Source organism: Paraglaciecola arctica BSs20135 (assembly GCF_000314995.1).
In the GTDB taxonomy this organism is placed as follows: domain Bacteria; phylum Pseudomonadota; class Gammaproteobacteria; order Enterobacterales; family Alteromonadaceae; genus Paraglaciecola; species Paraglaciecola arctica.
Window position 1 is genome coordinate 169,313 of sequence record NZ_BAEO01000027.1, and the last position, 15,855, is coordinate 185,167.

Genomic DNA, 15,855 nt, shown 5'->3' on the forward strand with positions numbered 1-15,855 from the left:
CCGTTTTTAAATAATAAAAAAGCCCACCAAAGTGGGCTTTCTACAATATGACAATATTAACTATTTTTGTGCTCGAGACACGTATTCGCCACTACGAGTATCCACTCTAACCACTTCGCCTGTTTGTACAAATAAAGGTACTCTAACTATGGCGCCAGAAGATAAAGTTGCTGGTTTTCCACCTGTTCCGGCAGTATCACCTTTAAGACCAGGGTCAGTTTCTGTAATTTCTAATTCAACAAAATTAGCAGGTTGCACCACAATAGGGGCGCCGTTCCAAAGGGTAATGGTGCAAGTGTCGTTTTCAACTAACCATTTTACATTTTCACCTACGGCTTTTTCATCTGCGGCAATTTGTTCAAATGTTTCGTTATTCATGAAATGCCAGAATTCGCCATCTGTGTACAAATAGGCCAGCTCAGTATCTATTACGTCAGCCCCTTCTACTGAATCACCGGATTTGAAGGTTTTCTCAATTACTTTTCCTGAAATTAGTTTGCGAATTTTAACCCGACTAAAGGCTTGGCCCTTACCCGGTTTAACAAATTCATTTTCAAGAATGTTGCAAGGTTCGCCGTCGAGCATTATCTTAAGGCCCGATTTAAACTCATTTGTGCTGAAATTTGCCATGTGTCCCCATAATATAACTATGCTGAGTCTGTAATTGTCGCGAATAATACCTAAAAAACTGCTGTCTGTAGAGAACAACTGGCAAAAAGAACTGGCAATGTGCTTTTCTGATCCTGTTTCCTTGCTTAAATATCTGGAATTACCCCTAGAAAATTTCGCTGAAGACATCAAAGCACGGCAACTATTCCCGATGCGTGTGCCACGGCCTTTTGCCGCCAAAATGAAAAAAGGTGACCCTCTTGACCCTTTATTTATGCAGGTGTTTACTAGACGCGAAGAATTTAAATTAACACCAGGATTCTCCACTGACCCGTTGCAAGAGCAAAATAATCAGCAACCAGGAATTTTACACAAGTACCACAATCGTTTGTTGTTGTTGGTAAGGGGCGGTTGCGCGGTAAATTGTCGTTATTGTTTTAGAAGGCATTTTCCCTACAGTGAAAATCATTTAAATAAAAAGCAGTGGCAACAAGCCTTAGATTATATTGCTGCCAATCCACAGCTCGACGAAGTCATTTATTCAGGTGGCGATCCGCTTATGGCTAAGGATGATTTTTTGGCCTGGTTAACCACTCAAATTGAAGCAATCCCACATATCAAACGATTACGTATTCACACCCGTTTGCCAGTGGTCATCCCTTCTAGGATCACACCTGAATTAATTGCTTGGTTTACCCAATCTCGCTTGAAACCCGTGATGGTGTTGCATGTTAATCATGCCAATGAAATCGATAATGCGCTAGCAGAGTCAATGCAAAAGTTAAAACAGGCGGGTGTAACATTACTCAATCAGGCTGTGTTGCTTAAAGGGATAAATGACACTGCAGAACAACAAATTGCCTTAAATGAAGCTTTGTTTGAAATAGGAGTGATGCCTTATTACTTACATGTTTTAGATAAGGTACAAGGGGCAGAACATTTTGACTTGGCTGACAGCAAAGCAATAGAACTGATGGCAGAATTGATAAAGCGTCAGCCAGGTTACCTGGTTCCCAAACTCGTTAGAGAAATAGGTGGCCAGCCCGGCAAAACGCCACTTGATTTACAACTTCATCCATAGGGTAGCTATAAAAGGCATCCCATTGCTATTAGGCAAAGGTGTCGACACGTGACCCAATTGCTGCATTAGCAGACGAAACTTTAGGTGCCTCTGCCGCCTCTAGTAAGTCCAATGTCGCTTGACCCTCTACTTTTTGCTGTGATTTTGCAAGTTGTAGAGACTTTATTTCAAGCGTCGAACCAACCGACGAGTGACTTGCTCCTGAAATATCCATACAGTGCTCCTTATTACTTGTAGCAGAGTACAAAAACGGGCAAGATCGCCCGCATCAAATCTATATCGACAACCTTAAGTAAAACTTTAGTTATGCAAACAATCATTCAAAGCCTCAGCGAAAACGTACAACTTATTTATAGAAAATCTATCGATGCCGATCAAGTCATTAGCCGTTTACAACATGATGGAAAGGGTAAATTTAGCGCTGTTTTTGCTAAAGACGCAGGTTTTACTACCAGCAGTCGCTTATTCAAACCCTATGTGCAAGAACTAGCGAATGAAGTACTGTCCTTAGAAAAACTAGATGAAGCAGCTGTAAAAGCACAACTACCCAATTTGGTAAAAAAAATGGAACTGTTACTAAAAACCCTTAATCAATTGCAAAAAACTGCTCGTTAATTCTAAAAAATTTTTGTATTTAACGTGCCTGATGTATAGGTAAATCAGCAATTCTTTGGTTGATGCTTTGCACCATTTTTAGGTATTCGGGGCTATCAACTTCAGTAAATTTTTGACTAAATCCACCTTTGCTTAAGCCTTCAGGTAAACCCTCAATGCTTGGGAAAAAGAGATGTTCATCTGGCTCTCCGGCTAATATATTTTGTACCGAGACGGCGCTGGATGCGCTGGTGGCAGCAATAGCAAATTCTACCCCAGCAAAATCAGCTGCTAAGTCAACAAAGCTATAGCCACTGCCATCGTTGCTTCTATCCATCAACTCTTTGAATTCGCCAATCGCTATACTCAGGCCTTGTTCTGATAATATTTTAATGGCGGCAGAAAAAATAAAATGCTGGTTTAAGTCTGTTCGATGCGCCAAGGTTGGCATAGCATTAGGCATTGCCGCCCTACCTTTTTTAGGCTGCACGTCACCCACTAAATTAGCAAATCTATGGTGTCCTGCAAATATTGCCAGAGCCATAATTGCGGCTTCGTTTTCTTTAGGGGCAGTCTCATAATTAGAGCGTCTTTTTGCTTTGCTAAACACTGGGCCAATATATTTAGCTAAGGACTGTGGTGATGACCTTTTAGCCACACCTAATAAAGACAGATGTTTCAAATAATAAGCGGTTCTAAAGCGCATTTCCTCATCACTGTTGCCACCTACACCTTGTTTGACATCATTGAGTTCTTTGAGAAATTGAGCCAGAGGAAGTACAGATAACTGTATCTGACGTTCAGACATAGATACTGATTCTACTTGTTGCACAAATTGACTAGCGATATCGCTATTAGTGTACCAATTAGCCAAGTAGATAAGGGTGCTCAATGCAAAATTACCAGGTACTTTAATAGCCCCTAGTTTCACGTGGCTGACTTTAATCCCAGGGCCTGGTAACAATAAAACATCAATATTCAGATATTGGCCAATTGGATTTTTCGGTAGCTGATAGCTTGCCAAAATGCTGGTGGAGTTAGCTGTGATATGTACTTGGCCATTAATTTGACCATGGGCGCGCTGCGCAAAGCCCACTAAGCTGTTTAACTGATCTTGGCTAATAGTGATAGTCTGTCTGTGAGTTCTATTCTTTACGCTATCACTGAGTTGCTTCATCAGCTTTTTAACTGATTCTGCTTGGTTGACTTGTTCACCGCTACGGGTAACAACTGTAGGGTTTGATTCGATTGCAGTGACCAAAAGGCCTACAACAGCAATACCTATCAACAGTAATAAAAATCCAATATATTTAAATAGCTTAGCCAAGTTTTGTTCCCTTAAAGCTTGGGGATTGATGTCTAACTATAAAAGGCAAATAGCTAAACAATCGCCATATTCCCTTTGGATTCAAGCCACTCTTTGCGATCTGGCGCACGTTTTTTAGCGAGCAACATGTCCATCATTTCTAACATTTGTTCGGCATCATCTACCATCAGTTGCACTAACCTACGAGTATTGGGATCCATAGTCGTTTCGCGTAATTGTAATGGGTTCATTTCACCCAAGCCTTTGAAACGTTGCACATTCACCTTGCCGCGTTTTTTCTCGGCGACTATACGGTCTAAAATGCCATCTTTTTCCCCTTCGTCTAAGGCGTAATAGACGTCTTTACCTATATCTATTCTAAACAGTGGGGGCATTGCTACATACACATGGCCGGTGTTGACTAGGGTTCTAAAATGTTTAACGAATAAGGCACACAACAAGGTGGCGATATGTAGACCATCTGAGTCAGCATCGGCCAAAATACAGATCTTGTCATAACGCAATCCACTCAAATCTTCTGAGTCTGGATCGATACCTAAGGCTACGGATATATCATGAATTTCTTGAGAGGCTAATACCTGAGATGAGTCCACTTCCCAGCTATTTAGAATTTTTCCACGTAACGGCATAATAGCTTGAAATTCGCGGTCTCTGGCCTGTTTTGCCGAGCCTCCTGCTGAATCCCCTTCCACTAAAAATAATTCTGAACGGCTGGTGTCTTGGGTGGAACAATCAGTAAGTTTACCGGGTAGGGCAGGGCCTTGAGTGACTTTTTTACGGGCCACTTTTTTGCTTTGACGTAAACGAGTTTGGGCATTGTTAATACACATTTCGGCTAATAATTCAGCCACATCGGTATGTTGATTAAGCCATAAACTAAATGAATCTTTCACCACTCCAGACACAAAAGCTGCTGCTTGTCGTGACGATAAACGTTCTTTTATTTGCCCTGCAAATTGTGGATCTTGCATTTTGGTAGATAAAACATAACTACAACGATCCCAAATATCTTCAGGGGTAAGTTTTACCCCACGTGGTAATAAGTTTCTAAATTCACAAAATTCACGCATCGACTCTAACAAGCCTTGGCGTAAACCATTAACGTGTGTGCCTCCTTGTGCAGTTGGGATCAGGTTAACGTAACTTTCGGTGATCATTTCACCACCTTCAGGTAGCCACATTACCGCCCAATCAGCGGCTTCAGTGTTACCTGAAATTGCACCAATAAAGGGGCTATCTTCTGGCAAGGTCACGTATTCTTTTACTGATTGGTATAAATAGTCACGCAGGCCATCTTCAAAGTACCATTCGGTAGTTTCATTACTGATTTTATCATCAAATCGAATGCGTAAACCCGGGCATAACACGGCTTTGGCGCGCAACACATGTAAAAGTTTAGTGACAGAAAACTTTGCAGAATCAAAATATTTAGGGTTAGGCCAAAAATGCACTTTGGTACCTGTGTTGCGTTTACCACAAGTATCAACAATTTCTAACTCTTGGACTTTGTCGCCGTTTTCAAAGGCAATTTGATGCACATTACCATCACGGCGAATACTCACTTCGACACGATTGGACAAGGCATTCACCACTGATATGCCTACGCCATGCAAACCACCGGAGAACTGGTAATTTTTATTTGAAAACTTGCCGCCAGCGTGGAGCTTGGTCATGATTAATTCGACACCTGATATTTTTTCTTCAGGGTGAATATCCACAGGCATACCACGACCGTCATCAGTGACTTCAAGTGATTGGTCTGGATGTAGTATTACTCGAATTGAGGTAGCAAATCCACCCAGAGCTTCATCTACACTATTATCAATAACTTCTTGACTCAAGTGATTGGGGCGAGTGGTATCGGTATACATACCGGGGCGGCGTTGAACTGGCTCTAGGCCGTTCAATACTTCAATGGCATCTGCGTTATATTCGTTTGACATAGTTCTTAATCAGAGCTCTTATTATTCGATTGGTGGTTGTATGGGGGTGCCCACAACCTAAAGTATGTGCTATCAAGAAACATGTTATACCAAGCTTCAATTAGTCTTGCAGTAGAAACCTAAAAATATCTGGTAAGAATCGCTGAAAATCCTGAAAACTATGATCTCCACCTTGTTCTATGGTTACTTTATAATCTTGGTATTTAGTTTCTGCTTGACGATAGTCCAAGGTTTCGTCTGCAGTTTGTAATAACACCCAATAATCTGACTTGGGATCCAAAGTGGGTGTGTCTAATTGTCGAAGTTCTTCAATATGACTGTTTTCTAGCAAGAAAGGTTGCCCAGTATAGGGATTGATATGTTCACCCAAAAAGTCACCTAACAATTCAAAAGGGCGCACAGCAGGGTTGATCAACACGGCTTTTCCAGAATATTTTTCCACCATATAAGTGGACAAGAAACCACCCAGTGAACTGCCAATAAAACGTAATTTTTTACCTTTATGTTTAGCAATACATAGCTCGATATTCTTGACTGCTTCATGAGGGTAGTTAGCAAGCTGCGGTATTTCTATTGCTAAATTTGGATAGTTAGCCCTTACAAACTCTAAAGTTTGTGTCGCTTTTTGTGACTGTGGAGAACTGAGAAATCCATGTAAATAAATAACAACGTATTGCACTATAAAATTTACTCTTTGAGCCGCTGAATCGATGTGGTTATTTGACCATTTTCCAGAAGATTAATCACTCTATATCCGGGCTTTAAATCGGTTGTTGCAAAATTTTCTTGGTTTGCAAACTGCCAACTGCTTGAGGGACAAGACATATATAAACATTGCTTTATTTGCTGTTCAATTGCCATATGGATATGCCCATAGACGACTCCTTTTATTGCAGGATACTGGGCTACAACAGCATTAAAGTTTTGGCGATTTGTCCATTCATGTTTGTCCATCCAGCCACCACAGGAAATAGGGTGGTGATGGGTGGCAAGCAAGTGAAAAGCTTTTGGGTGTAAGTTTACATATTCAGCTAAAGTTGTCAGGCTATGTTCAGATATTTGCCCAATAGTATCTTGAAATTGGGTGTCTAATAAATGAATATGCCAATGGTTAGGCAACTCTAATTGTGGATTATGTAACCACAGATACTCTTTAAGCACATGGGCAGCTAGTTGTGTTTGATTGTCATGGTTACCTGGAATAATGCCAACTTGGCAGTCTATTTTTGCCGCTTCAATTAAATGAGAAAAATGTTGATAACTTTTCCCAGTACCATCACCACTAATATCTCCCGTTACTAACAACACATCTGGCCGATGCACTTTAATCTCATCCAATATTGCTTCTAAGCTTCGAAATGAGTTGATGTTGTTGTAGCCAACTTTGTGGTTATCAGCAAACAAATGACAGTCTGAAATTTGTATGACTTTCATATTTTATTAAGCTTCAGAAGAATATAGCTGGCTACTGTGGGCTAAACAAAACTGCAACCATTCAGCTAAAAACAAATTGACCATTTCTTTTTCGTTTTTCTGGTACATTTTAATATTTGGATACCGGTAGCTAGGCTGTAATGAGCCGATATTTTGCGCGCTGATCACTTCTGCCATTTTGGCATCGTGGTATAATCTCACTTGTACCTCTGGGCTCAAAAAGTCATAACTCATTGGGCTTTTTTGTGACATTTCTAAGGTGCTGGTATAGCGGCTACATTCAATGATTTTAATGGAATAAAGCAAGCTATCGTTCACTTCAAATTGATACTGTAAATCTTCTGTGTCGCAATCAGGAAGAAGCTTTAACAAACGTCCATAATTGACTTCACACACCTTATGCATGTTGGCGACCTTAGGGACATATTTACGACCTATCTCTTTAGTCATGTGACCATTTTTCCAATACTAGTTGTTTATTCATGGCAAACCATTGTAAAGCAATAAGTGTGGCAGCATTATCGATTTTACCTTGGTTGATCCAATCAAATGCTACTGATGTCGGTACTCTGTGCACTAAAATATCTTCATTTTCATATTCTAATCCATGCACCCCTTTGGCATCGCTGGCATCGACTAAACCTACAAAGATATGTAAGCGTTCTGTTGTGCCACCTGGACTAGACAAGTAACTTAAGGCTTTATATAACTTTTGGATATCAAGACCTGCTTCTTCCTGGGCTTCTCGGCAGCACACATCTTCTGCTGTTTCACCTTCATCAATAATACCCGCTACTACTTCTAGTAACCATGGAGAGGTGGAGGTTGGTAGTGCACCAATACGAACTTGTTCGATCATCACAAATTCATCCAAAACTGGGTCGTATGGTAAAACCGCTATGGCGTGGCCCCGTTCAAAAATTTCTCTTTCAACCACACCACTCCAACCACCTTTAAACAATTTATGCTTAAAAGCATACTTAACCATTTTAAAGAAACCTTGGTATAAGGTTTCTTTGCTCAATATTTCTACATCTTCACTCGAAAATTGTTGAATATTCTGTTGTTCTTTTTGCAATTTTGTCTCCACTGACTAAAATACTCGTTTCTAAGTTACATAAGCTATCTATGAGATTAGAATTGTAAGATTAGCATAATGAAGTTTCATATGCTGGTGCACATATACCCATACGACCTCAATATGCGAGTTTCAGAACATCTCGAGATCGTATGGGTATAGGGTCTGTTAATTCATAATATTCTGTTACACTTGAGCCCTTGGTGTTACGACAAAGCATTGTTAGTTAACACTTGATTTGCTTAGACTTTACCTACACATAAAAAGTATTCGACTAGACGTAGCCTTGTGGCATACAAAACTAGACCCGGATTAGGAACCACATAGGACTTCCAATGAAAAAAACATTTTTGTCGTCGTTTATCTGCATAGGGATCAGCATGGGACTTTCAACGTCTGTGTTTGCAGATGATCTCTACCAAGTCTATCAAATGGCTGTTGAGAAAGACCCTACCATCAACCGCGCTAAAGCTGACAGAGATGCTGCCTTTGAAGGTATATCTATTAGCAGAGCAAACTTATTACCAAAAATATCTGGCTCGATTAGTTACTCTGATAGCACCTCTGAATCATTTAACTTTGATACTGATTCAAATGGTCAACCTTTTGTTGGCATAATTGAAAGTGATTCTAAAAATCTGGGACTAGATTTGAACCTGAGTCTGTCGATTTATGACAGGCAAAATTGGGTGGCCTTATCCCGTGCTGAAAAAGTGGCACATCAGAGCGATACTAGTTATGCATTATCTAAACAAGATTTGATCGTTAGAACCACTGATGCTTACTTAGCGATATTACGTGCTAAAGATAGCCTTATCTTTGTACAAGCCGAAAAACGTGCGATTGAGCGTCAGTTAGAACAAACTAAACAACGTTTTAATGTGGGGTTAACCGCAATTACAGACGTACATGAAGCCCAAGCCAACTTCGATAATACCGTCGCTCAAGAAATAATAACCGAGAATGTAGTTGAATTACGCTTAGAAGAAATGCGTGAAATCACCGGAAAGTATCACGATAATTTATCTGTTTTGAATACCGAAAATTTTAGTGCTTCTCGCCCTACGCCAGAAGGTGTCGACAATTGGTTAAAAATAGCGGAACAAAAAAATCTTGATCTTATGGTCAGAAATTTTTCTAAAGACATCGCAAAAGATGATATAGCTTCGGCCAAAGCTGGACATTACCCGACTCTTTCGTTGAGCGGCAGTTACGGTAGAGACGATACCGAAATAAATGGTAACAGTGGTTTTCCAGCCAGAGACAGTAACTCAATAGGTCTGACTTTAAGTGTTCCCATATATTCTGGTGGCGCAGTTAGCGCACAAACAGCTCAAGCTAGATATCGTTTTGTGGCTGCCAGTGAAGATTTAGAACTTGCTTACCGTTCGACAGTGCGCTCAGTGCGCTCAGCCTACAATGACGTGATTGCAGCTACGTCTACAATTCGTGCGTTGCAACAAGCCGTAGTTTCTGCCGATAGTGCATTAAAAGCCACAGAAGCAGGTTTTGATGTAGGTACCAGAACAATAGTTGATGTACTTAACAGCACTAGAAATCAATTTGATGCTAGGCAGCGCCTTGCCAGTGCCCGTTATGACTTTATCAGTGCAATATTAGATTTGAAACGTGCATCGGGAAATCTAACCGAGCAAGATTTAGTAGACATTAACCGTGGACTGATGCTTGCTAAAGCCAGCTAACATTCCCAATCTGATTAAAGGGGCGGCTTTTGCTGCCCTTTTTTATTGTCAGTATGCTTGGTATTGTTAAATCTTAATCAACAACTGAATTGTAGGTGGTAACCCATGACTAACAATAACAAGCTTTATCCGTCTGTTCCTCGTGATAAAACAAACAACTATTCCGAGGCATTGGCTAAACAACGTCGTGATTTTGTAAGCCAACAATTAGAAAAACCGCTGCAACATGTTAGTCATTATTCGATTAAGGCAGAGGATACGGCTGGTAATATAGAAAATTTCATTGGGGTAGCTCAAGTGCCTATTGGTCTTGCTGGCCCATTGTTAGTCAATGGAGAGCACGCCAAAGGTGCGTTTTATGTGCCACTTGCTACTACTGAAGGTACATTAGTCGCCAGTTATAACAGGGGGATGCGGGTTATTACTGCTGCTGGTGGTGCTAAAGTCACAGTAGTCGATGACGCAATGCAACGTGCCCCTGTATTTATATTTGAAGACGCCAGGCAAGCTCGTCAAATGGGGGAATGGATTGAAGATAATTTTTCTACTATTAAGTCCCAAGCCGAAACAACTACTCAAGTAGGGCAGTTACGTAATATTGAACAATATGCGGCTGCGCGGATGCGTTATCTAAGATTTAACTTCACCACAGGAGACGCTGCGGGTCAAAATATGGTGAGCAAAGCCTGTTTTGCCGCCTGCGAATGGATACAAGCCAACTACCCCTATCCTGGTTTGAAGCGTTACACTTTGTCAGGGGCAATGGACACCGATAAAAAACACTCCCAATTAAACACGTTGCACTCTAGAGGTAAACGAGTGATTGCTGAAGTCACCATAAGTGATCAGCTCCTAAGAGAAAATTTGGGAGTGTCAGCAGATATGTTATTTAAAATGCGCCAAATATCTAATGTAGGTAGCATGATGGCTGGCTCGGTGAATAATGGTGCACATTCACCTAATGCCATAGCCGCCATTTTTATAGCCTGTGGGCAAGATGCAGCAAACGTAGCCGAGTCCTCTGCCGCTATTAGCTTTGTCGATGTGGACGCTGAAGGTAATTATTATTTGGCCATGACTATTCCATCACTTATTGTCGCTACATATGGCGGGGGTACCGCATTAGGGACCCAAAAAGAATGTTTACAGATGATGGATTGTTTTGGTGAGGGCAAAGTGAAAAAACTGGCAGAAATAATCGGTGCCACTGTATTGGCCGGTGAATTATCCCTTAGTGCGGCAGTATTGGCTGGCGATTGGGTGAGCAGTCATGATTCATTAGGGAGAAACCGCTAACTGTTTAACCTAGCAAGCACTCGACATAAATTTTGCTAGGTTGTTGATAATAGATTGACAGCCTAGCCTAATTGAATACTCTATTGCCGATTTTTATTATTTTCTGAGATCCACTTCTTTATATGCAAAAAATGCAAGCTTCGACTCTACAATCCAAATTTATCCAAATTCGCTCAAACAAATTATTCGAAATTTTTGTTGTGACTGTTATCGTTTTTTCAGCGCTATTAGTGGGTGCCAAAACCTATGAAATGTCGGATACCGTTTACAGCATCGCCAAGTTTTTGGATTGGTTTATCAGCGCTTTTTTCTTGACTGAAATTACCATACGGTTTTTGGCCGAGCATCGTAAACGAGATTTTTTTAAGAGTTTTTGGAATATCTTCGATACCTTGATTGTTATTATTAGCTTAATCCCTGCAGATGATACCGAGTTAGCCTTGGTTGCAAGATTAGTTAGAGTATTTAGAGTGCTAAGAATGATCTCAATTATCCCTGAGCTCAGAATTTTATTAGTGTCTTTAATTAAAGCACTTCCACAACTTGGTTATGTGATGTTGTTGATGTTTATCATTTTCTACATTTATGCCGCTGTTGGCAGCACTTTGTTCGCAACTATTAATCCAGATTTATGGGGGAATATCATTATCTCACTGCTGACTCTATTTAGAGTCATGACATTTGAGGATTGGACCGACGTGATGTACGAAACAATGGAAGTTTATCCGTTGAGTTGGTTGTTTTATTTGACCTTTATTTTCTTCACTGCCTTTGCGTTTTTAAATATGGTGATAGGCATAGTAGTGAACGTAATGGAGCAAGAAAACGCTAACGCCCGCGCCGAAGCATTAGAAGAAGTAGGGGATCCAAGCCTTAGAGATATTTCTGAGCAAATATCAAAATTGCAAGGGCAAATATTGTCCATGCAGGACAGTAAAGGCTCTTAGGGTTAAGTCATGGTAATTCTTAATGTGAAATAGTCTTGTACCAATTACCTCAATTATTTGATCTCTACAGCCTTGTCTCTGTTACAGGCTTTATTATCTTTTGTTATTGTCCCATAATGTAAGTGATTACTTACATTATGGGAAATGCACGATAGCCCTAAAGCATATAGCTCTCAGGCATTGGCAATGCAGCCACACCAGAGTCAATCGCAGCTTGTGCTACTGCTCTAGCAACAGTAGGCAATAAGCGTGGATCCATGGGCTTGGGGATAATATAATTTTTACCAAAATTTAATTCTTTTACACCACTGGCAATTAATACTTCTCTAGGGACTGGCTCTTTAGCCAAAGCGCGAATGGCATGAACCGCTGCGATTTTCATATCATCATTAATAGTGCTGGCGCGAACATCTAATGCACCTCGAAAAATAAATGGAAAACATAAAACATTATTCACCTGATTCGGATAATCGCTTCGACCCGTTGCCATTATAAGATCCTCTCGCACCGCCAAAGCATCCTCAGGTTTAATTTCAGGATCTGGATTAGAACAGGCAAAGATAATTGGATTAACAGCCATTAATTTAACTTGCTCTTGCGATAGTAAATTTGGACCAGAGACACCAACAAAAACATCTGCTCCATTGATTGCATCATCTAAAGAACGTTTATCTGTGTTGTTTGCAAATAATTTTTTATATTCATTTAAATCATCACGACGTGTATGCACTACACCTTTTGTATCTAGCATATATATTTTTTCACGCTGTGCACCGCATTTTATCAGCAATTTCATACATGCAATGGCGGCAGCACCAGCGCCTAAACAAGTAATGTTGACTTGTTTAATATCTTTACCTTGAATATCCAACGCATTCATCAAACCCGCCGCAGTCACAATCGCTGTGCCGTGTTGGTCATCATGAAATACTGGGATTTTACAACGCTCAATTAAGGCTTTTTCTATAACAAAACATTCAGGTGCTTTAATATCTTCAAGATTAATGCCGCCAAAGCTATCCGCAATATTGGCTACAGTGTTTACAAACTCTTCAACGGTTTTGTGTGTCACTTCAATATCGAATGAGTCAACATTAGCAAAACGTTTAAATAATAATGACTTACCCTCCATTACCGGTTTTGATGCCATAGGACCTATATTGCCTAAACCTAAAACAGCCGTACCATTAGTAATGACCGCAACCATATTGCCTTTAGCGGTATATTTATAAACATCATCTGGGTTATCAACTATTTCACGGCATGGTTCAGCAACTCCAGGACTATAGGCTAGCGATAAATCTTCACTAGTTTCTGCGGCAGTCGTTAATGAGATACTAATTTTACCTGGGGTTGGTAGGGAGTGGTAATCAAGCGCTTGTTGGCGTAGTACTGACATTCTTATTTCCTAGTGTATTCGTTGGATATTTTATAAGTAGATATTTTGTTGTTCTTGTTATGTTCTTTAGCGTTTGATTTTTTTTGATAACGGTTGAATTAAATGGCCTACTGCGCAAAATGGGGTAAGCCATATGGATCAAACTGCCAACATATCTTTCATTGAGATATCTACATTAGCCAATTTATCTTCTGCAACTATGATGTTTTCGATGATTAATTTTTTACCTATCATGAATTCCGCTGGGCTATTTACCGCATCAACGGCAATAACACGCTGTTCAAGTAAATAAAATACCGCAAAACGTCGGCCTTGTTGTATATCCCCACGAACCACGAATGAGTCGTAGCCTTGTGATAAACCAGCGATTTGTAGTTTCATGTCATATTGATCAGACCAAAACCAGGGCAAGGTGTTATATGCGACTTGTTTACCACATAGGTACGCTGCTGCCGTTTTAGCTTGTTCGGTAGCATTTTGTACCGACTCTAACCGTATATGTTTTTTATAAATAGGATTGTAATGCCAAGCACAGTCGCCGCTTGCAACAATGTCAGGATCGCTTGTACATGCAAACTCATTAACTTCAATACCATTACTGACGGTTAAACCCGCTTGTTGTGCAATTTCTTGATTGGGTAATACACCAACACCTACAATGATAAGATCCGCTGGATAACGATCATTATTAGTACACACAACAGTGTTTTGATTTATTTGTGGTTCAATGGAAGAAACAATAACTTCAGTAACAATTTTCACACCTTCTTCAGTGTGAACTCGAGTATAAAATTCGGATAATGGCGGTGCAGTAACGCGCTCCAAAACTCTGGGCATCATTTCTAATACTGTTACATCCATTCCAAGTTTACGTAGGACTGCGGCGGTTTCTAAGCCGATATAACCACCACCAATAATTATAGCTTTTTTGTCTTTTATGGCCAAGGTCTTGATATAGTCAACATCTTTAGCTGTTTTTAAATAAGATATTCCTGAGAGTTCAGCGCCTGGTATCGCTAATTTTCTTACTTTTGACCCGAGTGTAAGTGCTAACTTATCGTAATGAAGTATGTCACCATTGTTTAACGTTATTGTTTTATTGTCAGGATCAATCGCTTGCAGACCAACCCCTAACTTAAATTCTATTTGTTGCTTTTCGTAAAACGCTGCCGGTCGTATGAGAATATTACTTAATTCTTTTGTACCCGCTAGATAAGCTTTTGATAAAGGAGGGCGGTGATAAGGTAAAGCGTCTTCGTCACCGACAATAAGAATACGCCCTTTCCAACCTTCTTGGCGTAGGCTAACACTCATTTGTGCCGCACTATGCCCAGCACCTATGATAATACAGATTTTGTCTAACATTATTTTACCCCACTCTTAAAAATACTATCTTGTTAAGGCAGCTGATCTTTACTGAATTAATTTTGTTTAAATCCAAAGTCTTTTGACCGCGGCAAGTAACAGTAAACACACGCCTAAGCTCATTAGTCCTAGTATTTGACGACTAACTTGTTTTTTGACGTCGGGTTTCTGAATCTAACCCCCCTAGTACTCCCCATTCGGCATAATTTTCAGGCGTTGGGTCTAAATTAAGACGTGGTTTCCAATCGCGGGTTAAATAATCTTCATCGGAGTAATATTCTACCTGGCCGCCGCCTGGACATTGAAAATACCAGAAAAATGCAGATGAAATAGGATGACGGCCTGGACCGATAAGGGTATCCCATTTACAGCCACTAAAATGTAGGCCTCCACCCACCACTTCATATATATCGCGCAACAAAAAGGAAACATGATTAATGCCTTTTTTGCGGTTAGGAACTTTTAGTAAGAATAAGTTGTGATGAGTTCCTTCTTCGACACAGCGACTGAAGAACCCGCGGTTTGGATAAGCATCGGTGATGTTGAAGCCTAATAAATCTATGTAAAAACGTTGATGCGCCTCCAGATCTTCAACAAAGAAAACCACATGGGCAATACGTATAGGGGTGGCTCTATCATAAACTGGAGCAGGTAAATCAACCCGTAAAGGTTGATCATAGGTATTGCAAGGCGTGCCTTTAACATTGGCTTTTTGGCATTTGGTCACTTGGAAACCAATAGAGAGGCCGTTTGGATCAGTGCAACGGGCAATACCATCATCTCCCCAAGTAATATCGACACTTGAAGATATTTTATCAACGAAACTATGAAGTGCAGTTTGGTTTGTCACTCCCCAAATAACTTCACGTACTGTGGGACCCACTTCTATCGCCTTGGGCAATTGAGGATCTGCAGTTTTACGTAAGATAATTTGCGATTTTTCTAACGTTTCTAATACCTTAATATCCGTTTCATCTTTTACTAAATTTAGGCCCCAATCGGAAAAAAATTGACTCGCTTGCTGCATGTCATCAACACCGTAAATTACTTTTTCTATACCAGTTAAACAGTTCATGATT

The 15,855-nt window shown here is 40.3% G+C and carries 16 protein-coding genes; 5 read left to right on the forward strand and 11 right to left on the reverse strand.

The features are described from left to right. Positions 1 to 60 precede the first annotated feature (60 nt). Positions 61 to 630, reverse strand: a complete 570-nt coding sequence (gene efp, locus GARC_RS09975; RefSeq protein ID WP_039989289.1) for an elongation factor P — start codon at positions 628 to 630, stop codon at positions 61 to 63. A 34-nt stretch (positions 631 to 664) separates the two neighbouring features. Between efp and epmB the strand changes: the two genes are divergently transcribed. Then, a complete protein-coding gene (gene epmB, locus GARC_RS09980) occupies positions 665 to 1,690 on the forward strand; it encodes an EF-P beta-lysylation protein EpmB (RefSeq protein ID WP_039989290.1) in 1,026 nt (341 codons plus the stop codon). 28 nt (positions 1,691 to 1,718) lie between these two features. Here the strand turns inward: epmB and GARC_RS09985 are convergent, their stop codons facing one another. Continuing rightward, a complete protein-coding gene (locus tag GARC_RS09985; RefSeq protein WP_007619446.1) occupies positions 1,719 to 1,904 on the reverse strand; it encodes a hypothetical protein in 186 nt (61 codons plus the stop codon). 92 nt (positions 1,905 to 1,996) lie between these two features. Here GARC_RS09985 and GARC_RS09990 point away from each other — a divergent pair, with 92 nt between their 5' ends. Then, positions 1,997 to 2,305 carry a hypothetical protein gene (locus GARC_RS09990; protein ID WP_007619447.1) on the forward strand — a complete coding sequence of 103 codons (309 nt, stop codon included), beginning with the start codon at positions 1,997 to 1,999 and terminating at the stop codon, positions 2,303 to 2,305. 19 nt (positions 2,306 to 2,324) lie between these two features. Here the strand turns inward: GARC_RS09990 and GARC_RS09995 are convergent, their stop codons facing one another. From GARC_RS09995 to nudF, 6 genes are all read right to left on the reverse strand, one after another. Next, a complete protein-coding gene (locus GARC_RS09995) occupies positions 2,325 to 3,611 on the reverse strand; it encodes a hypothetical protein (protein WP_007619448.1) in 1,287 nt (428 codons plus the stop codon). A gap of 53 nt (positions 3,612 to 3,664) precedes the next feature. Beyond that, a complete protein-coding gene (gene parE, locus GARC_RS10000; protein ID WP_007619450.1) occupies positions 3,665 to 5,554 on the reverse strand; it encodes a DNA topoisomerase IV subunit B in 1,890 nt (629 codons plus the stop codon). A gap of 100 nt (positions 5,555 to 5,654) precedes the next feature. Beyond that, the gene (locus tag GARC_RS10005; RefSeq protein ID WP_007619451.1) at positions 5,655 to 6,233 is read right to left on the reverse strand and encodes a YqiA/YcfP family alpha/beta fold hydrolase; all 579 of its coding nucleotides are present in this window, start codon (positions 6,231 to 6,233) and stop codon (positions 5,655 to 5,657) included. Positions 6,234 to 6,241: 8 nt separating this feature from the next. Next, positions 6,242 to 6,988, reverse strand: coding sequence for a metallophosphoesterase (locus tag GARC_RS10010; RefSeq protein WP_007619452.1), 747 nt, complete (start codon positions 6,986 to 6,988; stop codon positions 6,242 to 6,244). Positions 6,989 to 6,994: 6 nt separating this feature from the next. After that, positions 6,995 to 7,438, reverse strand: a complete 444-nt coding sequence (locus GARC_RS10015) for a DUF1249 domain-containing protein (RefSeq protein WP_007619453.1) — start codon at positions 7,436 to 7,438, stop codon at positions 6,995 to 6,997. Next, positions 7,431 to 8,066, reverse strand: a complete 636-nt coding sequence (nudF, locus tag GARC_RS10020) for an ADP-ribose diphosphatase (RefSeq protein WP_007619455.1) — start codon at positions 8,064 to 8,066, stop codon at positions 7,431 to 7,433. Before nudF ends, GARC_RS10015 begins: the two co-directional genes overlap by 8 nt. Before the next feature lie 335 nt (positions 8,067 to 8,401). Here nudF and tolC point away from each other — a divergent pair, with 335 nt between their 5' ends. The 3 genes from tolC to GARC_RS10035 all read left to right on the forward strand — a co-directional run bounded on the left by tolC (position 8,402) and on the right by GARC_RS10035 (position 12,012). Further along, positions 8,402 to 9,769: an outer membrane channel protein TolC gene (tolC, locus tag GARC_RS10025; RefSeq protein WP_007619457.1), complete on the forward strand. Its 1,368-nt coding sequence runs from the start codon at positions 8,402 to 8,404 to the stop codon at positions 9,767 to 9,769. A gap of 105 nt (positions 9,770 to 9,874) precedes the next feature. Beyond that, complete coding sequence (locus GARC_RS10030) at positions 9,875 to 11,065, forward strand: hydroxymethylglutaryl-CoA reductase (protein WP_007619459.1); 1,191 nt, start codon at positions 9,875 to 9,877, stop codon at positions 11,063 to 11,065. A 131-nt stretch (positions 11,066 to 11,196) separates the two neighbouring features. Then, on the forward strand, positions 11,197 to 12,012 hold the full coding sequence (locus GARC_RS10035; protein ID WP_039989330.1) for an ion transporter: 816 nt from the start codon (positions 11,197 to 11,199) through the stop codon (positions 12,010 to 12,012). 157 nt (positions 12,013 to 12,169) lie between these two features. On the opposite strand, the gene GARC_RS10040 is transcribed toward GARC_RS10035, so the two are convergent. The 3 genes from GARC_RS10040 to GARC_RS10050 all read right to left on the reverse strand — a co-directional run bounded on the left by GARC_RS10040 (position 12,170) and on the right by GARC_RS10050 (position 15,851). Further along, complete coding sequence (locus tag GARC_RS10040; protein ID WP_007619467.1) at positions 12,170 to 13,411, reverse strand: malic enzyme-like NAD(P)-binding protein; 1,242 nt, start codon at positions 13,409 to 13,411, stop codon at positions 12,170 to 12,172. 138 nt (positions 13,412 to 13,549) lie between these two features. After that, positions 13,550 to 14,776, reverse strand: a complete 1,227-nt coding sequence (locus GARC_RS10045) for an NAD(P)/FAD-dependent oxidoreductase (protein ID WP_007619468.1) — start codon at positions 14,774 to 14,776, stop codon at positions 13,550 to 13,552. A 142-nt stretch (positions 14,777 to 14,918) separates the two neighbouring features. Next, entirely contained in the window at positions 14,919 to 15,851 is a 933-nt protein-coding gene (locus tag GARC_RS10050; protein WP_007619469.1) for a VOC family protein, read from the reverse strand. Positions 15,852 to 15,855: the final 4 nt, after the last annotated feature.